The 21,373-nt window shown below is 35.3% G+C and carries 20 protein-coding genes; 15 read left to right on the top strand and 5 right to left on the bottom strand.

The annotated features are described in order from the left end of the window. Position 1: 1 nt before the first annotated feature. The gene (locus FJ651_RS01120) at positions 2-886 is read right to left on the bottom strand and encodes a glycosyltransferase family 2 protein (RefSeq protein WP_216746054.1); all 885 of its coding nucleotides are present in this window, start codon (positions 884-886) and stop codon (positions 2-4) included. A gap of 177 nt (positions 887-1,063) precedes the next feature. Between FJ651_RS01120 and FJ651_RS01115 the strand changes: the two genes are divergently transcribed. Next, complete coding sequence (locus FJ651_RS01115; protein ID WP_140988552.1) at positions 1,064-1,894, top strand: 2OG-Fe(II) oxygenase; 831 nt, start codon at positions 1,064-1,066, stop codon at positions 1,892-1,894. Positions 1,895-2,091: 197 nt separating this feature from the next. Here the strand turns inward: FJ651_RS01115 and FJ651_RS01110 are convergent, their stop codons facing one another. Beyond that, positions 2,092-2,781, bottom strand: a complete 690-nt coding sequence (locus FJ651_RS01110) for a cell division ATP-binding protein FtsE (RefSeq protein ID WP_140988551.1) — start codon at positions 2,779-2,781, stop codon at positions 2,092-2,094. 207 nt (positions 2,782-2,988) lie between these two features. Between FJ651_RS01110 and FJ651_RS01105 the strand changes: the two genes are divergently transcribed. Then, positions 2,989-6,009 carry a tetratricopeptide repeat protein gene (locus tag FJ651_RS01105; RefSeq protein WP_140988550.1) on the top strand — a complete coding sequence of 1,007 codons (3,021 nt, stop codon included), beginning with the start codon at positions 2,989-2,991 and terminating at the stop codon, positions 6,007-6,009. 21 nt (positions 6,010-6,030) lie between these two features. After that, positions 6,031-7,758: a TonB-dependent receptor gene (locus FJ651_RS01100; RefSeq protein WP_140988549.1), complete on the top strand. Its 1,728-nt coding sequence runs from the start codon at positions 6,031-6,033 to the stop codon at positions 7,756-7,758. Here FJ651_RS01100 and FJ651_RS01095 read toward each other — a convergent pair. After that, the gene (locus tag FJ651_RS01095; protein ID WP_140988548.1) at positions 7,755-8,468 is read right to left on the bottom strand and encodes a class I SAM-dependent methyltransferase; all 714 of its coding nucleotides are present in this window, start codon (positions 8,466-8,468) and stop codon (positions 7,755-7,757) included. The two genes, FJ651_RS01100 and FJ651_RS01095, sit on opposite strands and share 4 nt — an antisense overlap. 137 nt (positions 8,469-8,605) lie before the next feature. Here FJ651_RS01095 and FJ651_RS01090 point away from each other — a divergent pair, with 137 nt between their 5' ends. The 5 genes from FJ651_RS01090 (at position 8,606) to FJ651_RS01070 (ending at position 12,267) form a co-directional block, all read left to right on the top strand. Continuing rightward, the gene (locus FJ651_RS01090; RefSeq protein ID WP_140988547.1) at positions 8,606-9,100 is read left to right on the top strand and encodes a YkgJ family cysteine cluster protein; all 495 of its coding nucleotides are present in this window, start codon (positions 8,606-8,608) and stop codon (positions 9,098-9,100) included. Positions 9,101-9,174: 74 nt separating this feature from the next. Then, positions 9,175-10,008: a hypothetical protein gene (locus tag FJ651_RS01085; protein ID WP_140988546.1), complete on the top strand. Its 834-nt coding sequence runs from the start codon at positions 9,175-9,177 to the stop codon at positions 10,006-10,008. Position 10,009: 1 nt separating this feature from the next. Further along, the gene (locus FJ651_RS01080; protein WP_140988545.1) at positions 10,010-10,852 is read left to right on the top strand and encodes a sterol desaturase family protein; all 843 of its coding nucleotides are present in this window, start codon (positions 10,010-10,012) and stop codon (positions 10,850-10,852) included. Positions 10,853-10,877: 25 nt separating this feature from the next. Then, entirely contained in the window at positions 10,878-11,705 is an 828-nt protein-coding gene (locus tag FJ651_RS01075) for a glycerophosphodiester phosphodiesterase (RefSeq protein WP_140989015.1), read from the top strand. A gap of 166 nt (positions 11,706-11,871) precedes the next feature. Beyond that, the gene (locus tag FJ651_RS01070; protein WP_140988544.1) at positions 11,872-12,267 is read left to right on the top strand and encodes a hypothetical protein; all 396 of its coding nucleotides are present in this window, start codon (positions 11,872-11,874) and stop codon (positions 12,265-12,267) included. Here the strand turns inward: FJ651_RS01070 and FJ651_RS01065 are convergent. Next, complete coding sequence (locus FJ651_RS01065) at positions 12,264-13,514, bottom strand: exo-beta-N-acetylmuramidase NamZ family protein (protein WP_140988543.1); 1,251 nt, start codon at positions 13,512-13,514, stop codon at positions 12,264-12,266. The two genes, FJ651_RS01070 and FJ651_RS01065, sit on opposite strands and share 4 nt — an antisense overlap. Positions 13,515-13,548: 34 nt before the next feature. Between FJ651_RS01065 and FJ651_RS01060 the strand changes: the two genes are divergently transcribed. Beyond that, complete coding sequence (locus FJ651_RS01060; protein ID WP_140988542.1) at positions 13,549-14,781, top strand: ABC transporter permease; 1,233 nt, start codon at positions 13,549-13,551, stop codon at positions 14,779-14,781. A gap of 169 nt (positions 14,782-14,950) precedes the next feature. Further along, a complete protein-coding gene (locus FJ651_RS01055) occupies positions 14,951-15,931 on the top strand; it encodes a PLP-dependent cysteine synthase family protein (RefSeq protein WP_140988541.1) in 981 nt (326 codons plus the stop codon). Positions 15,932-15,968: 37 nt separating this feature from the next. On the opposite strand, the gene FJ651_RS01050 is transcribed toward FJ651_RS01055, so the two are convergent. Further along, positions 15,969-17,729, bottom strand: coding sequence for a hypothetical protein (locus FJ651_RS01050; RefSeq protein ID WP_140988540.1), 1,761 nt, complete (start codon positions 17,727-17,729; stop codon positions 15,969-15,971). Positions 17,730-17,969: 240 nt separating this feature from the next. On the opposite strand from FJ651_RS01050, the gene FJ651_RS01045 reads away from it, so the two are divergent. The 5 genes from FJ651_RS01045 to FJ651_RS01025 are packed head-to-tail and all read left to right on the top strand — an operon-like array spanning position 17,970 to position 21,366. Next, a complete protein-coding gene (locus FJ651_RS01045) occupies positions 17,970-19,241 on the top strand; it encodes a DUF2851 family protein (RefSeq protein WP_140988539.1) in 1,272 nt (423 codons plus the stop codon). A 16-nt stretch (positions 19,242-19,257) separates the two neighbouring features. Continuing rightward, positions 19,258-19,485, top strand: a complete 228-nt coding sequence (locus FJ651_RS01040) for a PspC domain-containing protein (protein WP_140988538.1) — start codon at positions 19,258-19,260, stop codon at positions 19,483-19,485. A 29-nt stretch (positions 19,486-19,514) separates the two neighbouring features. Continuing rightward, positions 19,515-20,252 (top strand): DUF1538 domain-containing protein, encoded by a 738-nt coding sequence (locus tag FJ651_RS01035; protein WP_140988537.1) that lies wholly within the window; start codon positions 19,515-19,517, stop codon positions 20,250-20,252. Continuing rightward, positions 20,249-21,025 (top strand): DUF1538 domain-containing protein, encoded by a 777-nt coding sequence (locus FJ651_RS01030; RefSeq protein ID WP_140988536.1) that lies wholly within the window; start codon positions 20,249-20,251, stop codon positions 21,023-21,025. Before FJ651_RS01035 ends, FJ651_RS01030 begins: the two co-directional genes overlap by 4 nt. After that, positions 21,022-21,366, top strand: coding sequence for a P-II family nitrogen regulator (locus FJ651_RS01025; RefSeq protein ID WP_140988535.1), 345 nt, complete (start codon positions 21,022-21,024; stop codon positions 21,364-21,366). The genes FJ651_RS01030 and FJ651_RS01025 overlap by 4 nt, the downstream gene beginning before the upstream one ends. The last annotated feature ends 7 nt before the right edge of the window (positions 21,367-21,373 follow it).

Raw genomic sequence — 21,373 nt, 5'->3', positions numbered from 1 at the left:
TCTATTTATTAAAACATTTATGATAGTGATATAAACGGTATAAATCAAATAAAAATAACGAAGGATTTTGGCTATTTAGATTTTTTAAAACCATCTTTTCAAATGTCTCCATAGCCCTTATGTAAATAAGAGAAAGTTTATATTTCATTAATACGTTGCTCGCTTTTTGAATTGGTCTATAGTTGTCGGGAATTTTTTTCAAACTAACCAAATTATGAAGAGTTTCCATAGCTTCTTTAGATTTAGCTAAAAATTTGGTGTTCTCTTCCAACCCGGTATGAAAAATTGGATTATCTATATGAACTATTGTTACGTCTAATTTTTCTAATTGGTAACTAAAAAATACATCCAAACCATAAAGATTTTCATGATAAGTATTCACGTTCAAAAACACATTTTTCTTTATTAAGAAACACATTGAAATAATTGATAAATATGGAGACTTCTGTCTTATAATCTGGTTTTTTTGTTCTCTGTTTTTGCCATATTTCCATCGTAAGGAGTTGTCTTTAGAGTATGATTTATCTAAATATTCAACACCTCCAAATATCATATCGGCCAATTGGCTATTAATGCTAAATCTTGCAATAAAATCGTCGTATTTTGGCAAGACGTCTGCATCTAAAAATAATAAATATTGATACTGGGCCAGATTTGCTAATTTTTGTCTTGATGAAGTTCTGCCAAGATTGGTGTTGTTTGTGACGTATCGACAGTTTTTAAGTACACCTAACCGCTCATTTTTTATTTTGATAGAAGTATCTGTTGATGCGTCGTCTAAAATGATGATTTCATAATCATAAGAAATATCTTGTAATTGTAATGTTAGTTTAGTTACAAGTGATTCGATATCAAAATTATATACAGGAATAAGTATTGATAGCAACGTAATTACATTTTATTTTTTTAATTAAAACGATAGGTTTTAAACAACTGTTCTAATTATGAAAAGTTTCATAACCAAATTTACATTATTTATTATGAACGATCATTTTTTTTGATGTTCTATGTAGATAGACAAATAAAAAACATTTATTTTGTTCCAAACGTGAATAATTAAATCATGGCTGTAAGCACTAAAAGTATTGTTTCTGATATAATTTATAATCAAATAGTCGCAAATAAAACCTATTTAACTACTCAGTTTAATACATCAAAGAAAACTATAGGATACTTTTATCTAGACGATCTTTTGCCTGAAGAAATGGCACTCGAATGCTATAAAGTTTTTCCTAAGCCTGATGAAATGCGTTGCCTTAAAAGCCTGCGGGAGTATAAATACGTTTCTGCTCAAATGGATAAACATCATGAGCTGTTAGAACAAGTGATATATGCTTTTCAAGATGAAAGAATTGTTAAATTAATTGGCGAAATTTGCGAGATAAAAGATTTATATGCAGACGAGTCGTTGTACGCCGGTGGCTTGTCTTTAATGATTAAGAACAATTTTTTACATCCACATCTCGATAATTCGCACGATTCTGAAAGAAGCCGTTGGCGGGTTTTAAACTTGTTATATTATGTGGCTCCAGATTGGGAATTGGATAACGGTGGTAACCTGGAGCTTTGGCCGGACGGACCCAAACAGTCTCCCACTGTGATTGAAAGTAAATTCAATAGATTGGTGGTAATGGCAACACACGATAAGTCATGGCATTCAGTAAATAAAGTTTTAAAAGATGTAAGTAGATGTTGTATTTCAAATTATTATTTTAGCAAATCTTCATTAAGAGAAACAGACAGATTTCATGTTACCAAGTTTAGAGGCAGGCCTGAGGATACCTTTACCAATGTGATTTTGGATATCGATGCGAATTTGAGAATGCTAGTGAGAAAAGTATTTAAAAAAGGAATTCGAAAAAATCCGCATATTTATGAAAAAACCATTGAATAACTCACTGGTTATTAAATTATAGAATAAGTTAAACCTTAAATTGTGAGACAAGATTCTAAAAGGTTTTCTTCTTACCAAAAAGAGGCTAAGTTTAAAATTTTATTGTAAATATAAACGTTAATTGTAATAGTTATATAGCTGAAAAGGTTGTATTACGTTAATACGATATTTGGGAATAAGTACAGATAACATTCAATTTATTTAGCCTGAGTTCTCTGCACTACTTCAAAAACCCTGTTATCATCGCACTTCACGGTTTTGCTGGGGTATTTTAACAGTAAGGCATAATCATGTGTGGCCATTAAAATGGTGTTACCGTTTTTATTGATCTCTTGCAGCACTTCCATAACTTCTATGCTGGTTTGCGGATCGAGATTTCCGGTTGGCTCGTCGGCTAAAATAAGTTCGGGATCATTTAAAAGTGCTCTCGCAATAGCAATGCGCTGTTGTTCTCCGCCCGATAATTCATGAGGAAATTTAAACCCTTGTGTTTTCATGCCTACCTTGTTTAAAACGGTTTCAATGCGCTGACCAATAGCGGCCTTATCTTTCCAGCCGGTGGCTTTTAAAACAAATTCTAAGTTACTGTTTACGGTTCTATCGGGTAATAACTTAAAATCTTGAAAAACTATCCCTAATTTTCGTCTTAAAAACGGAATATCTTTTTCTTTTAAAGTTGCTAAGTCATATCCAACTATATGCCCGTTTCCTTCTTTAAGTAATAAATCGCCGTAGAGTGTTTTCATAAAACTACTCTTGCCACTTCCGGTTTTTCCTATTAAATAGACAAAATCACCTTTATTCATTTCAAAGTTAATATGTTGTAGTACCATACTATCGCCTTGGTAAATGGTGGCATCTGAGAGTTGCAATACGGGTTCGGGCATGTTAACAGATTATTTTGTTGGTTTGTAAAAGTATCATTATTCAGGCAATTATCAAACTTTAGTTATTGTTGAAAGCCTCGATTAATTAAGGTTGTACTTTTAATAACTTCGTTTATAATTATCGGCTTTATTTTGCGTTATAGTACTAATTAAAACTACTTTTGAAACATCAATCAAAACTACATCACATTAAGATATTTTCAACTTATGAGTTATCTCAAATCTCTCGTTTTCATAACGGTATTATTGGTCTTTAATTGTCTTACAGCACAACAAACCGCTGTATTCGACAATGATTTTTCAAATTATCAAAAGGGTTTATCTCTTTACAATGCCAAACAATTTCTGTCGGCTCAGCATATGTTTCAAAAGGTACAAGCTGAAGCCAAAACACAGGTTTTATTAGCCGAAAGCGCTTATTACATAGCCAATTGCGCGGTAAGGCTCAACCAATCTAATGCAGAACAACTGGTAATGAATTTTGTTGAGCAATATCCAACATCTACCAAGAGAAATACGGCTTTTTTAGATATTGGCAACTATTATTTCGATACAAAGAAATACGCCTACGCCAAAAAATGGTATGACAAGGTTGTTGAGGCCAATCTCAATTTTAGCGATAAAGAAAATTTTAATTTCAACTACGGCTACACCAACTTTAGTATTGGAAACAAGAAAGACGCCGAACGCTACCTGCAACGCGTTACCACCTCAAAAACCTATGGTGCACAAGCCAAGTATTATATTGGTTTTATGGCGTATCAGGGTGATGATTACAATACGGCCAATACTTATTTTGAGCAGGTAAGCGATAACGAGAAATACAAGGAGAAACTGTCGTATTATCAAGCCGATTTAAATTTTAAATTGGGAAAGTTTCAGGAAGCCATTAATTTGGCCAAACAACAATTGCCCAAAGGTAATGCTGAAGAAGTTTCAGAACTCTCAAAAATAATTGGTGAAAGCTACTTCAATTTAGAACAATACAATGAGGCCTTGCCATACCTAAAGGCTTATAAAGGTAAAAAGGGTAAATGGAACAATACCGATTTTTACCAACTGGGCTACACCTATTACAAGCAAAACGACTTTGAAAATGCTATTTCTGAATTTAATAAAATTGTAGACGGAAGAGACGCTGTTTCTCAAAATGCCTACTATCATTTGGGTGAAAGCTATATTAAACTCGATAAAAAAACAGAAGCATTGAACGCTTTTAAGAATGCTTCCGAAATGTCCTTTGACGCTAAAATAAAGGAAGATTCTTGGCTTAATTACGCTAAGTTAAGTTACGAAATCGGAAACCCGTATCAATCTGTCCCTCAAGTATTAAATGGCTATTTAGAAGCTTACCCTAATACGGGTTATAAAGATGAAATAGAAACCTTGCTCATAGATTCTTACATCACTTCAAAAAATTACAGAGAAGCATTAAGTCTGCTTGAGTCTAAACGAGGAACGAAAAATAGGGAAGCCCTGCAAAAAGTGGCCTTTTATTTAGGACTTGAACTTTATAACGACAACAAATATACCGAAGCACTCGGTATGTTTAATAAATCGGTGTCTGAGCCCGCAAATCAAAATATTTTAGCCCGCACCTTGTTTTGGAAGGCAGAAACCGAATTTCATTTAAATAATTTTCAAGAGTCTTTAATAAGCCTAAAGCAATTTCAACAACATGCCGAAGCAAAGGCGACACCTGAATATGAAGATCTAAATTACAGTCTGGCTTATGTGTATTTTAAACTGAAAAATTATAATCAGGCTGCCAACTATTTTGATGATTTTGTAACTAAAAATGCCAAGAATACTTCGCAATTAAACGATGCCTATTTGAGATTAGGAGACAGCTATTTTATGGCTACCAATTACCCACAAGCCATTAACGCTTACGAAAAAGCTAATAAAATTGGCAGTATCGAAAAGGACTACGCGGCATTTCAAATAGCCATGAGTCAGGGTTTTTCGGGTAAGACAAATGAAAAGATTTCCGGACTTAAAAGTTTTATAAGCACTTATCCAAATTCCGGATTAAGAGATGACGCCATGTTTGAATTGGCCAATACTTTGGTAAAAACCAATCAAACCAACGACGCTTTAAAACTATACGATCAACTAAATTCAGAGTACAAAAACAGTGTGTTTATCCCGCGATCCTTGCTTAGACAGGGTTTGGTTTATTACAATAATAACAATACCGGCAAGGCTTTGGCGAAATTTAAAAAAGTAGCGGGAGATTATCCCAATACTGAAGAAGCCAATCAAGCCGTTGCTACTGCCAGACTTATCTATATTGATATTGGTCAAGTTGACCAGTATGCACAGTGGGTGAAAACACTAGATTTTATCGAGGTGTCAGATGCTGAGTTAGACAATACAACCTATCTCGCAGCCGAAAAACAATATTTAGACGGTAATGCAAAGTCGGCCATCAAACAATTTAATGGATATATCAATTCGTTTCCAAATGGTCTTCACAGTTTAAAGGCGCATTTTTATTTGGCACAATTATATTACGCCGATAATTTATTTGAAAATGCACAGCCGCATTACAGCTATGTATTGGAGCAAAGTGCTAACGAATATTCAGAACAAGCCATGGTAAAATTATCTGAAATTTACTTAAATACCGGCAACTGGAACGATGCTATCCTTGTGTTAAAACGTTTGGAAAACTCGGCCAGTTATGCTCAAAATAAAGTGTTTGCGCAGTCAAATTTAATGAATGCCTATTATCAAATCAAAAAATTTAATGAAGCGTTAAACTACGCCGAGTCTGTATTAAGCACAACAACAGATAGCAAAATAAAAAACGATGCCCAAATCATTGTAGCGCGAACATCGCTTGAGCTGGGTAAAACTGAAAAGGCGAGACAAGCCTATGCCCAGTTGGAGAAAACGGCCTCGGGAGCGCTGATGGCCGAAACACTTTACCACAATGCCTATTTTAAAAATTTAGATGGGCAATTTGAAGCTTCAAATACGCTGATTCAAAGGCTTGCTAAAGATTATTCCAGCTATAAATATTTTAGTGCTAAAGGTTTACTTGTCATGGCAAAAAACTACAGTGCGCTTAACGATAACTTCCAGGCTACTTATATTTTAGAAAGTGTTCTTAAAAATTTCACGCAGTTTGAAGATGTTACGACAGAGGCTCAAGAAACCTTAAATTCAATAAAAGAAGCAGCTGCCAAAACCAATGCTTCGGTAGAAACCAATAACGATTAAACCTACTTTAAGATTGTAAATATGCAAAAGCAACTCATCATCATATTGATTCTTTGTGTTCTCTCTCATTTGAATGTTATAGCTCAGGAACGCACTAAAGACACCATCGATCCGCAATCTGTTAATGTTGTAAGGCCATATCAGCCAACCATTTCAGATGCGTTTAAGTTAAAGGCCGTACCTGTTTTAGACCAAGATGGTAACCTAAAAAAGCAAGAGGTTAGATATAATATTTTTTCAATTCCGGTAGCATCAACTTTTACACCCGCCAAGGGCAGAGCAGCGGAAGTGGACCGTAAAAAAGCTGAAAAACTTTACGATAATTACGCTTCACTGGGTGTTGGTAGTTACACTAGCATTTTAGGCGAAGTTTTTATTAATCATCAACTTAATAATAATGAGTATGTAGGTGGACATTTAACGCATCATTCATCTCAAGGTGGTATAGATGAAGTGTTGCTGGATGATAATTTTTCAAGATCTGGTTTGTCGGCCTATTTCCAAAGAATGGAAAGAGATTTCGATTGGAAAATTGAAGGATTTTTTAAGCGTAATACCTTTAATTGGTATGGTTTACCCGAGGGTTTATTAACCAATGACGACATTGCGCAAATTAATCCTAAACACGTTTTTAACAATGTTGGAATTGACGGTGAATTAAATTTTAACGATGCCATTATTAACAATGCCAAGGTTGCATTTAACAGGTTTACAGACGATGAAAATTCCTCTGAAAATCGTTTTGTTGCCTCGACAAACTTTGATGTGCCTGTTGGTTACGATGCTATTAATTCAACACTTAAAATTGATTTTTTAGGCGGAAATTTTGATAACAATTACTTTGGTAGTGGAAGTTTAGATTACGGCAATTTTAACATCGGATTAAAGTCGGCCTACCAATTAGAACAAGACGATTTAAAAGTGAGTATTGGCGCTAATTTGGTTTATTTAAACGATACAGAAGCTAATAAAAGTAAGTTGTTTATTTATCCAAATATCAATGCTACTTATAATGTGGTTAGTGATATTGTTATCGCTTATGCCGATATTACAGGTGATTTAATTCAAAACACCTATGCCGATTTCGCTACCCAAAATCCGTTTGTTTCACCAACGCTTAACATCGTTCCAACAGATCAAACTTATAATTTTTCTTTGGGTATGAAAGGAAAGTTAAGCAGTGCCATTAGTTACAACCTTGGTGGTAGTTATAAGGATGAAAAATTTAAGCCCTTGTTTAAATCTAATCCCTTTCTTACGGGCGCAACAACTTCTTATCAAAACGGTAATTCGTTTGGTATTGTTTATGACGATGTTAAAACCATTAGTCTTTTAGGCGAACTCACCTTTGACTTTAACCGTAATATTAGTATGATTTTGCAAGGCGAATATTTTAATTACAACCTTACTACCCAAGCTGAGGCATGGAACCTACCCGATTTAAAAGCCTCTGCTATTATCAACGCACAAATAGACGAGAATTGGTTTGCCGGTGCTAGTTTGTTTTTTGTTGGAGAGCGCAAAGACGAGCTGGAAGTGCTGGGAACCTTACTTCCTGTGGAACCACAGTCAGTTACCTTAGGAAGTTTTTTTGATACCAATGTTCATGTTGGTTATAAAATAAATTCGCAATTATCAGTTTTTGGAAAAGTGAACAATATGCTGAATAACAACTATCAAAACTGGGCTAATTTCCCGGTTCAGGGCATTCAGGTATTGGCGGGAGCAACGTATCAGTTCGACTTTTAAATTCCTGCTTTCGCAGGAATTAATCGCGCCAGATAATCAAAATGTTCACCGTCTACTATCTTTTCGCAGAATAGTCCTGCTTTTTTACATTCCTGCGAAAGGGTTTCAAAATCTAAATACAGCCATTTCATGGTCTTTTCTGTTTCACCTTTATAACTTAAAAAGTAGTCAAGTTCACCGTAATATTCGGCGTTTAAGTCCATCCAAAATCCGCCGTCATCGTCTTCGTACATATATTTAATATCTGATGAATCAACGAGGATTTGACCGTTGTCATTAAGCAAAGAATTTAAATGCTTTAAATATGTTTGAGTTTGCTTTAACTCCTGAAAAATTCCGGTGCCATTCATTAATAGTAAGATAGTGTCGAACGTTTCGGTTTCATTTAAAACAGATTTTAATGCAACCCTTTTCACACCACGCATTTTGCAAACTTCAACAGCACCGGGCGATATATCAATGGCGCAAACCTGAAGTCCTTTGTTTTGTAAATACAAACTATGGTTGCCTGCGCCACAACCAACATCCAGAATTTTTCCTTTTGAAAGCTCTAATGCCTTTTGCTCGAGCTTAGGCATTTCTTCAAAATTTCTAAACAAATAGGATAGCGGCAATTCATCTTCATCTGAAATATTGGTAGCTGTTATAAGATTTACTGTAAAATTACCGGTTTGGTAATCTAACAGCGCTTTTCCAAAAAGATCCTTCATGTTTTTTAAACTAATGGAACAAATATCTGTATTAAAATTAAATTGCATGGTTTTTGATTAGTCAATTTTTAACATTTAAATTAATTCTGGCGTGTCTGGTTTATAATTTATATTTCGTAAATCGTTATTTTTACATTATGCAAGAATACATTAAACAACTGCCCGAACTATCTAAAGATAAGCATAAGGAGAACAATACCTTTTTTGCCAAGCTTAAAAGAAAAGCTCCTAAAAATTTGGATTACCTTATGCAGGAATTGCATGAGGAAGAGTTTAGCAAAACCAATTGCTTAAACTGCGCCAACTGCTGTAAAACCACCGGACCGCTTTTTATCGATAAGGATATTGAGCGCATTTCGAAGTTTTTTAAAATGAAACCCAGCAGTTTTATTGACAATTATTTACGTATAGACGAAGATAACGATTACGTATTGCAATCGGTGCCCTGCACTTTTTTAGGTGCTGATAACTATTGCAGTATTTATGAAGTTAGACCTAAAGCCTGCAGAGAATTTCCACACACCGATAGAAAGAAATTTCAGCAAATTAGTAATCTTACCTTGAAAAATGTTGCCATTTGTCCGGCGGCATTTAATATTGTTGAACAAATGAAAAAACGCATTCAAATATGATTTTATCAATATTACATCGATATGTTTTCGTCTGCTTTTTGTTTACATCCTTGATATCAAACGCACAAGAATGGATGAGTAATCTTAAAGTTGCCCAAAATCTGGCTTTGGTTCAAAACAAAATGGTACTGATGATTTGGGAAGAAGAAACGTTTAATAACTATCCCGTAGTTGTTGTAAATAATAACAATCAAAAGATAGTGCTAAACAATTTGTTCGAGGAACTAGAACTCAACAAGGCCATTTGGGAGTACTTTATTCCTGTGGTGGTTTCTGAATACGTCTACGATGATTTATACGATAAAATAAAAAACAAGCGTCCGCAAAGCTACATAGACAAATTAAGTGATGCGTCATTAAAAGTTATGGATATTCACGGCAATATTGTTAATGTTACAATGCCTTATGATGACGAATTTAACTTATCCCAAATCATACAAGATTATGCCTTTAATACAGAGTTTTTAGCTCAGGAACTCAGAAACTATAAGGATAACAAAAACTTTCTCACAGCTTATTTTTTGGCTTCAAAATATTTAGATTTTGCGGCGTCCAATAAGGCCAAAGTTAGACCGAATATTATTAATTTAGCTAAAATTTATATGAAGGAAGCCGAAGACTTATTGCCTATGGAATCTATTAATAAACAAGATGAATTTGCGCAAAGATTAGAAATGCTTCAACTACAAGCCGATTTACTTGAGGGTAAAGCGCCACGTGTTATTAGAATTTTGAAGAAAATGGATAAAGGCACCATTTACGAAAGCAATAAGACGTTTCAGGCATTTTTAAATTACACGGCCCATAAAATTAGAAGGGACAATGAACAGGCTGCTGTTTGGAAATCACAGGTTTCATCAATAAATTTGAACAAAGCAGACACTATTATTAAAGCTAGTTTAAGATAAAATGGAAGCTATTTTAAATTATTTTGAATCCATTCCGTCATTGCACCGAAGTTTACTATTGGTTGGCGGAATCACATTGTTTTGGATGTTAGAAGGTGCCTTACCTTTATTTAAGTTTAATTATAAAAAATGGCAACACGCCATACCAAACTTCTTTTTCACCTTTACAACCATTGTTATTAATTTTGGATTGGCTTTTTTGTTATTGCTGTCCGCAGATTGGGTTAAGGCCAATGAGTTTGGTATTATTAACTGGTTGCCCCAAATGCCTCTGTGGCTGTATGTGTTTTTAGGTGTCTTATTATTAGATTTTTTTGGTGCCTACCTAGCGCATTATGTTGAGCATAAAGTAAAACCATTATGGATGGTTCATTTAGTTCATCATACAGATCATAAGGTAGATACTACTACAGGTAACAGACATCATCCGGTGGAAAGTGTCATTCGTTTTGTGTTTACTTTATTTGGCGTTTTTGTGGTAGGAACACCTATTGCTATCGTTATGATTTATCAATCTATGTCGGTGGTATTTACCCAGCTTACGCATGCCAATATTAAATTGCCTAAGCATATTGACAGAGCCATTAGTTACTTCTTTATTTCTCCCGATATGCATAAGATTCATCACCATTATCGTTTACCATACACAGATTCTAATTACGGTAATATTTTTAGTATTTGGGATAGGATGTTAGGTACTTATAGGTACTTAGATCGCGAAAAATTGGTTTACGGTGTTGACGTTTTTCCCGATGAACAAAAAAACACCAATATTGTTGAATTACTCAAACAGCCGTTTCAAAAATACGATCGACCAACACTTTCGTCTGATGCTGAGAATTAAATCCTTTATCATCCTAGCACTGTTTATGAGTTGCCAATCAAAGTCTACTATAGAGGTTCAAGGTCACAGAGGTTGTCGCGGACTCTTACCTGAAAATAGTTTAGAAGGTTTTATACATGCGGTTGATTTAGGTGTTCATACCTTAGAGTTAGATTTGGCAGTGAGTAAAGATGGGATTGTAGTGGTGTCTCATGAGCCATATATGAATCCATTAATTTGTTTAAGGCCAGACGGTAGTGAAATTTTAGAGTCTCAATCAAAACAATTCAATATTTACCGGTTAACATTTAACGAAATTAAACAGTTTGATTGTGGTAGTAAATGGCACCCAAATTTCCCAGATCAAAAATTACAAACAGCCTACAAACCATCTCTAGAGCAGGTTTTTAAGGCAATTGAATCAAAAAATCAAAAGATTAAGTACAATATCGAAATTAAGGCGCAGCCCGATTACGATGGCATTTTTACTCCGAAACCGGCTGAATTTGTCCGTTTGGTTTTAGAGCAAATTAATAAGAACAATGTTTTTGAAAGAACAAATCTACAGAGCTTTGACTTAAGGATTTTAGAGGAAGTGAAGCGTCAGGCACCAACAATGCCTGTAGCAGTTTTAGTTGATGGCAATGAAAGTATTATTGAAAAATCTTCTGCACTAAGTTTTACACCCGAAATAATTAGTCCGTATTTCCAACTTTTAAATCAAAGTTTGGTAAGAGAATTGCAGTCTGAAGGTTTTCAAGTCATTCCGTGGACGGTAAACAAGGTTGAAGACATGCAACAAATGATTGATTTTGGTGTTGATGCCATCATCACCGACTACCCCGATAAATTATTAGCCTTACTTTCGGAATAATAAGTTTTTTAAATTATTTCTGATGCTCTTGCGCATTTCATGCCGTTTTTTTTGTTGTTGGTGGAATTAATTCTGAAATTACCTGTTTCTTGAATTATGTTAGTAGTCGGGATATTTTACAACGCGCTATTAATTCAGCATTAAGTTTAACACTTATGCTAGGCAATTGAAAACAAAATTACTTTTAACAGCTATGTTGCTTTCTGGAGCATCAAAGGCGAAAGCGCAGGAACCTTCTGCTATTATCGAAAAAAACGTAAACGTCACGGCAAAAAGTGTTTATCACGATTTGAATCAAACCCGCGATACACTTATTTTAAAAAGCGATAAAAAAATTAATTACCTCTATACCATCAATCACGAAGATTACGCTCGTGAGGTAGATTTTTACATCGGCGATACCGAATATAAGTTGCCACTTAATAAATTGAGTAAAGGCAAACATGTGGTGGTAGTGGTGCAATCACCTTTGCGCATTGTATTTGTGGTAAAAGTTCTAAAAGATTTTAGTGCAGAATTAGAAACGGCCATCACAAAAGTTGCCTCAAACGATAATGATTAATCATACAGTATGTAAGGTTGGCGCATTTTAATAAAATCATTTAATCCTTGTTGCCAGGTCTTTTTTATTTCTTCAGAATTCATGCCAGTTTCAATCTGTTTTTGTAAGCTGGTATTGCCGGCTAATTTTGTAAAGAAATCATTGAAAAATTTAGATTGATCATTAGTGTTTTTATAGGCCATAATCAGGTAGCTCAAATCTAAATAATCTAAGGTTTCACTTTCACTTAAATCCATACCATGGCAAATTACGCCCATGTGCTTTGGACTTTTAGCACCTTCGTTGGGTTGAGGAATATAGTTAAATTCAAAAACAGCTTTATCTAAAAACGGACTACCAAACACTTGAAATTGTTTTGAAGTTCCACGACCGGCATTAACGTTGGTGCCTTCAAAAAAACACAAACTCGGGTATAGATTAATAGCAGTATCGTTTGGTAAATTAGGCGACGGCTTTATAGGTAGACTATAAGCTAAAACTTTCTTGTAATTTGCAACCGGTATAACACTTAATTTAGCTTGTGTCTTGTTATTAAGCCAGCCTTCACCGTTAATCATTTGTGCATATTCTCCTATGGTCATTCCGTGTACCACCGGTACCGGATGCATACCTACAAAACTTTGATGCTCCGGTTCTAAAACTGGTCCGTCTGTGTAATGGCCGTTAGGATTAGGTCTGTCTAAAACCAAAATTTCAATATTATTTTCTGCGCCTGCTTCCATGACATAGTGTAAAGTGGAAATGTAAGTGTAGAATCTAGCCCCAACATCTTGTATGTCAAAAATAACAAGGTCTAAATTTTCAAGTTGTTGCTTTGTGGGTTTTTTATTATTTCCGTAAAGCGAAATAATTGGCAATCCGGTTTTGGAATCTCTGCCGTCTTTAATCAGTTCACCGGCGTCGGCCGTGCCGCGAAAACCGTGTTCTGGCGCAAAAACTTTTATGATATTTACACCTAAACTTAATAATGAATCCACCAAATGGGTGTATTGGCTTTGTTGTTCATTTTTAAATATCACCGATGTCTGATTGGCCACAACCGCGATTCGTTTATTCTTTAATAAAGGCAGATATTTTTCGGTTTGATTGGCACCAACCTTAATAGGCTCAGAATGGACTTCTTTTGATACAATTGCAGTATCATCATTTATTTCAACAGACTTATTTCCCAGGCATGCAATAAAGCAGCAGCTATAAAATGCAATATTCAGTAATAAAATTCTATTTTTGATCTCTAAACTTTTCATCTAATATCTAAATAACTAAATAACCCAATAACATTTGAACCTCGAACTTTTTATAGCTAAACGCATTATCGGTACAAAGTCGTATAAAAGTAGTGTATCGGCACCAATAATAAAAATTGGTATCACCGCAATAGCTATTGGAGTGGTGGTAATGCTTATTGCTATTTCAACGGGATTAGGACTTCAGCAAAAAATTAGAGAAAAAGTGGTGGCCTTTAACGGCCATATCATCATTGCTAATTACGACAATAATGCCTCAAATGAATCTCTTAGACCTATTTCTAAAAAACATGATTTTTATCCGAAATTTAGTCAGGTATCTGAGGTAGAGCACATTCAGGCTGTTGTTCATAAATTCACAGTTATAAGAACTCCAATCGATTTTGAAGGCGTTATTGTCAAAGGAGTTAGCAGCGATTACAACTGGAACTACCTTAAAGACTTTTTAGTAGCGGGCAGTATTCCACAATACGGAGATGATTACAGCAATGATATTTTAATTTCGCAATATCTGGCCGATCGATTGCAGTTTAAGGTAGGAGATTCGTTTCAGGCTGTTTTTGGCGAAGACGTTAACAAAGCGCCCCGTATCATCAAATACGATATTATAGGCATATTTAACTCCGGTTTTCAAGAGTTAGACCAAACTTTTATTATTGGTCATATCAAACATCTACAGAGGCTTAACAAATGGGCTGACAATGAAATAGGTCATTTTGAAGTGTTTGTAAAAGATTTTAAAAATCTCGATGAAACTGCTATTCAAATATATCAAAATACACCGTCATTGCTAAATGCCACAAAGGTCACTACTAAGTACGCCACAATCTTTGAATGGATCAAGATTTTCGACAGTAACACTTACGGCATTATAGGTATTATGATTTTAGTAGCAGGTATTAATATGATTACTGCCTTGCTGGTCCTCATTTTAGAGCGAACCCAAATGATAGGAATTTTAAAAGCCCTTGGAAGTAGCAACAAAAATATTCAGAAAATATTCCTTTTTAATGCAGCCTATCTCATTGGTATTGGTCTATTTTGGGGAAATCTCATTGGCTTAGCGCTCTTATTCGCACAACAACAATTTAAGTTGTTTCCGTTAGACCCAAGCATCTACTACGTTACCGAAGCACCTGTTTACATAAATCTCAATTACATTGTGGTGCTCAACATTGGTACCTTTGTAATTTGTTTGCTCATGCTCTTAATTCCATCTGCAATTATCAGTAAAATATCAGCCGTAAAAGCTATTAGATTTCAATAATTAGGGCGTTGCCCTACCCAAGTTGGCTTGGGTAGCGCCGCGCTTTCCGCTAAACCTTTTATGGCTTTTTGGCCATAAAAGGGTACCGCTGCAATCGCTAACGCAAAAAAACAGTTAATAACTTTATACTTTGTGCAATTAACTTAATTTTGCAGCGCAAATCGCAATCATGGAATACGCAAAAAATATCTTAGAAACCATTGGTAATACGCCATTGATTAAATTAAATAGGCTTACAGAAGAACTACCTTGTTTGGTGCTTGCCAAGTACGAAACGTTTAATCCCGGTAATTCTGTAAAAGACCGTATGGCATTGCAAATGATAGAAGATGCCGAGGCAGATGGTAGGCTCAAACCCGGCGGAATTATAATTGAAGGTACCTCAGGAAATACCGGTATGGGTCTGGCACTGGCAGCCATCGTAAAAGGCTATAAGTGTATTTTTGTAATGGCCGATAAACAATCGAAAGAAAAAATAGACATATTAAAGGCCGTAGGTGCTGAGGTGGTTGTATGCCCCACCAACGTAGAACCTACAGACCCCAGAAGTTATTATTCAGTTTCCAGACGTTTGGCCGAAGAAACGCCAAACGCTTGGTATGTGAACCAATATGATAATCCTAGTAACTGCAAAGCGCATTTTAAAACTACCGGACCAGAAATATGGAATCAAACCGATGGTAAAGTCACTCATTTTGTTGTAGGTGTTGGCACCGGCGGTACCATATCAGGCGTTGCCAGCTATTTAAAAATGAAAAACCCCAATGTAAAAATTTGGGGTGTTGATACTTACGGCAGTGTTTTTAAAAAATACCATGAAACCGGTATTTTTGATCACAACGAAATTTATCCATACGTCACCGAAGGTATTGGCGAAGACATATTACCTGCCAATGTTAATTTTAGTTTGATTGACGGCTTTACCAAAGTCACCGATAAAGATGCGGCCGTTTATACGCAACGCCTGGCTAAAGAAGAAGGCATGTTTTTAGGTAATTCGGCCGGTGCAGCCATTAAAGGTGTGTTGCAATTGAAAGAACATTTCAAACCGGATGATGTGGTAGTGGTTTTATTTCACGATCACGGCAGTCGCTACGTAGGCAAAATGTTTAACGACGACTGGATGCGGAAGATGGGGTATATTGAGTAGTTTTTTTACAACAGAATTACCATAAAACTTGATTTATTTATCTAATTTGTTGAACTTCAAAAAAGGTTTTACCGGTAAAACTGTCAATCTGCACATCGCCCGCTTGCGAATTTCGAACAAAAATTTCCACATAGTCAGTTGCAACTAAACTTACAATACAATTTATATTTCTTGAAACAAAACCATTATTGTGATGATTACTAGAAGTTTCTTGATATAAATTTCCATTTACATAGACCCCAATGGCGTAAAATTGTGTATTTGATTGGCCGTTTGTGTGAAATCCGGCATTTATTTGGTAGTAACCGGCGTTGCTCGCCACAAATCTGCTACTGGTTGTATTAAACTCTGTGTTGGTATCAAAAAGTACCTTATTAAATAATATTTTTTGCCAGCCTAATGTATCAAGTCCTTGGTTATTAGTTATATTTGCTCTCATAACAGATTTAGAATCGCTTTGGTTGGCCCATGAAACCGCCCCATTGCCATTGGTTTGCAGGTATTGTCCGACAGTACCGTCGCTGGTTGGGAAAGCGTATCCAGTTCCGGCTGGATTACCGATTTGGAGTTGACCGTTGGTTCTTAATATGTTGTTATTGAATTCCCCATAAATAAGTGAAGCATCGGCACTGGCGTTTGCATTATGAATATATAGTTTATTACTTCCATTATCAGCGAAACCAGCTTCATAGCCTAACATGATATTTCCGGTACCGGCACTGATACCAGCTTTTTGGCCAATTATTACATTGTTACTACCTGCTTGACTCATGCCTTTACCAGCCTCAAAACCTATTATAACATTTCTAGCGCCATTTTCTATATTACGTCCGGAGTGGTATCCTACTACAGTATTTTCAAAACCAGTTGTAGCAAGTCGCAATGATTCTGAACCTACAGCAGTATTAAAATTTCCTGTTGTATTGAACGCCAAAGATTCGTTGCCTACGGCAGTGTTTTCTATTCCATTGCTAGGACCACCATTCATACTACCTAAAGCTCTGTTTCCGATACCTACTGATTTAATGCTTGTGTATCTTCTTCCCGCATGCGCACCAACAAAAACATTAAAACCTACTGGAACATTTGTAGGACTATCCTGCATAGATTGCCAACCTATTGCAACATTCTCAGAAGCTCCGGCGTGATTAATTAACCTCATAGCATTGTGACCAATACCTATATTCCTTAAACTAAAATTAATGGATTGCAAGGTTTGAAACCCAATTGCTACATTCTCACGCCCGTCAACATTTGAAGCTAAGGTATTATAACCTAAAGCGACATTTTGAATTCCAGTATTTAAACGCAAAGCATTATTGCCAAAAGCCACATTCTCACCAGCTACGGTACTATTGAGTGCGCCTAAACCAAAAGAAGTGCTTATTTCAGCTAATCTCCCAGAAGCCAAGTTGTTTCTTCTAAAAGCTACATCAACATTATTTGTTGTGCCCATAAAATTAGTGCCATTAACAATGTCTGCATTTCCGGTGGTTAACCATCCGGTAGCGCCTCCAATTCTCACCCAAGGACCGGTTGCAGTACTTAAGTAATAATAACCGGGAGTTACATCGTTAACAGTGGCGGTGTTATATACAAGTTCAGATTCTGTAGGTGTAACTACAGTAACTGTCGCGAGGTTTACAAGTGCTACTCTCGGGATTAACAAACCATCTGTTGTAGAGGTTATATCTAAAGCCCCTTGAGGATCAGTAGTGCCAATGCCTACTTGAGCATTTAATGAGGTTATAAAAAACAAAAGGGTTAACCCTAAGGTAAAAGATTTGCTATTAATCATGTTTTTCAAAAGTTAAATGAATATTATCTGGAATATCAAAAAACATCGGGGTGTTTTTGATCAAAAAAAATCGAATGATATACAAGAAATTATCGGCCTAATTTAAACTATTTAAATATTGATTCTCTAAAAACCACCACTACAAAAAACATACAATTCAATTAAATACTTAAAATATTGCGAATTTTATATCTAAAACATTTATTTTGAGTATTTTATTTTTTTTACTAATTTAGATAAATGCAAGAAGATTTTATTCATTTTCTCTGGAAGTTCAAAAAATTTGACGTGCTTAATGTCAAAACTATTGACGGTAAGCCGTTACAGATTTTTGATGTTGGGCAGCATAATCACAATTCAGGCCCTGATTTTTTTAATGCAAAAATTAAAATAGGTGAACAGCTTTGGGCCGGTAATGTTGAAATACATTTAAAATCTTCTGATTGGTACGCGCACCATCACGAAACAGACAAGGCTTACGACAATGTTATTTTACATGTAGTTTGGGCTCACGATGCAGATATTTTCAGAAAAAATAAAAGTGTGGTTCCAACGCTGGAACTAAAAAACTTTGTCCCTAGTCAACTTTTAAAAAATTATCATCAATTATTTTCAGCTAAAAAACGATGGATTCCCTGTGAAAACAATTTTGCAGAAGTTGATGATTTTATTCTTGACAATTGGAAAGAAAGACTTTACATCGAGCGTCTCGAGCGTAAATCGCAACAAATAGATGTCTTACTCAATCAAACCAGGCAGCATTGGGAAGAAGTACTGTTTAGAATGTTGTTTAGAAATTTCGGATTAAAAGTAAACGCCGATGCTTTTGAGAGTGTAGCCAAATCCATCGATTTTTCAATCGTTAGAAAACTTCAGTCAAATCCCTTAGAGTTAGAAGCCTTATTTTTGGGGCAAGCCGGATTGTTAGACGCTACTATCGAAGACGCTTACTTTATACAATTAAAAAATACTTATAAATATCTGTCTCAAAAGTTTTCCTTGCAGAATACTGCTGCAGCACAGGTGCAGTTTTTTAGATTGAGACCCTCAAATTTTCCTACTATTCGGTTGGTGCAATTAGCACAATTATACAGTGAGCATTATAACTTATTTTCAAATGTAATTGCCACAAATAGATTAACCAATTTTTATGAGCTTTTTCAAGTAGGCGTTTCAGAATATTGGAAAACTCATTACACCTTTCAAACTAGTTCTACAACTTCAGAGAAAAGGCTTACCAAATCGTTTATAGATTTATTGCTTATCAACACTATTATTCCGCTTAAATATTGCTACAATCATCAAAAGGGAGTTTTAGAAACCGAAGAAATTTTTGAATTGGCCAATGCTATCAAACCTGAAGATAACAGTATCATTAAAAAATTTAATTCCCTTAAACCTGTGGTTAAAAATGCCATGGATTCTCAAGCTTTTCTTCAACTAAAAAACAACTATTGCGATTCAAAAAAATGTTTGCATTGCGCTATTGGCTGTGCCTTAATCACAAATTAATTTGCTAAATTGCAGCATGAGCATTTTTTATAATTTATTGCGCTATTTTCAAAAACGAGGTTACTATGTTTGTCAGCGTATTGCTGATAGAATGGGCATTCGCGCCAAGGTGGTTCGCACTACCTTTATGTATCTTACATTTGTGACCTTGGGTTTTGGCTTTGCCCTTTATTTGTTTTTAGCGTTCTGGATGCGAATTAAGGATTTGGTTTACACCAAGCGTTCTTCTGTTTTTGATCTGTAAACAATCTATTTTAACTTGTAACATTTTCTATGAAAAAAATACTGCTCAAATCATTTCAAAAAATAAAAACATCGTTTTTTGATTTGGTTCCAATTATAGCAGTAGTGATGTTTTTTCAGTTAGCGGTATTGCAACAACCATTTCCAAATTTAACGAATGTTTTGGTCGGTTTGGTTTTGGTAGTTTTTGGATTGATGTTTTTTGTTGAGGGCTTAGAAATTGGTTTATTTCCCATTGGTGAAAATTTATCTTATGATTTAGCCAAAAAAGGAAGTGTTTTCTGGTTATTATCCTTTTCATTTTTACTGGGTTTCTCAACTACCATAGCAGAGCCTGCACTCATCGCCGTCGCAAAAGAAGCCGCAGAAGTTGCAGTACAATTTGAATTATTACCTCCTGAAGAACTTACATCATATGCGCTTGGATTACGTATTTCAGTTGCGGTTTCTGTAGGCTTGGCCATTTTAATTGGCGTTTTAAGAATTATTAAAGGATGGCCAATTTATTACCTTATTATTGGAGGATATGTGGTGGTGATGGTCATGACAGTTTTCGCACCTAAAGAAATTATCGGTATAGCTTATGATGCCGGAGGCGTAACGACTTCTACCATTACTGTACCTTTGGTAACAGCTCTTGGCGTTGGATTGGCAACTGTTATTCAGGGTAGAAGTCCGCTAACCGATGGTTTTGGGCTTATCGCTTTTGCCTCTCTACTGCCAATGATTTTTGTAATGGGATACGGAATGATAATTTTTGCTTCATGAGTAATTTTTTACAAACATTGCTATCAACTTTTTTAGACACGTTAATTGATGTAACACCCATTGTTGTATTAATTGCATTTTTTCAAATAGTTGTTTTTAAAAAATCTATTCCTAATCTTAAAAAAGTTTTACTGGGGGTGTTGTTTGTAATTATTGGTTTAGCACTTTTTTTAATGGGTTTGGAGCAGGCGTTATTCCCGGTTGGTGAAATTATGGCCACCCAATTATCGGCTCCGGATTTTATAAGTCAAAAATTTGTTGGTGAATACGCTTGGTTAAATTATTATTGGATATACATTTTTGCTTTTTTAATTGGTTTTTCAACAACCATCGCTGAACCTTCCTTAATTGCTGTGGCTATTAAGGCAAACGAAGTTTCGGGTGGTGTTATCAATAAAAGAGACTTAAGGTTGTCAGTGGCCTTTGGTGTTGGCGTGGCTTTGGCTGTTGGTACCTATAGAATTGTATCGGGTACACCATTGTACCTTTACATTCTCGTCGGATATATAGTAGTGATCATTCAAACAATTTTTGCACCAAAAGACATTATAGCACTAGCTTATGACAGTGGTGGTGTAACTACATCAACGGTTACTGTACCTATTGTTGCAGCCTTGGGTTTGGGATTGTCTGCGGTAATTCCTGGAAGAAATCCTGCTATTGATGGTTTTGGACTTATTGCTTTTGCAAGTCTTTTTCCAATGATTACAGTTTTGGGTTATGCCCAGATTATAGAAATAATGATTAAATTTAAAAAAAATAAATCAGCATGAGATTTAAATTAATAGTTACAATGGTGAATCCGAATATCACCAACGATATTATAGAAACCGCCAAAGCAAAAGGCGCAACCGGAGATGTTATACTTTCGGGTCGAGGCACCGGAATTGAAGAAACCAAGTTATTTGGTATTTCTGTAGCCGATAAAACCGATGTAATTTTATTCTTGGTTGAAGAACACATCGTTAAACCCATAATGGATGGTTTTAATGAAGAGTGTAAAATTGAAGAACCCGGCAATGGTATTGCCATGGTATTGAGTATTGACAAAGTGGCTGGTCTCGATAGACAAATCGAAGCCATAAAAAACAAACTTAGAGAAGAACAATTATAATATTTTA

It is taken from the genome of Paucihalobacter ruber, assembly GCF_006494535.1.
Taxonomy (GTDB): Bacteria; Bacteroidota; Bacteroidia; order Flavobacteriales; family Flavobacteriaceae; genus Paucihalobacter; species Paucihalobacter ruber.
This window is presented reverse-complemented; position numbering and strand designations above follow the sequence as displayed.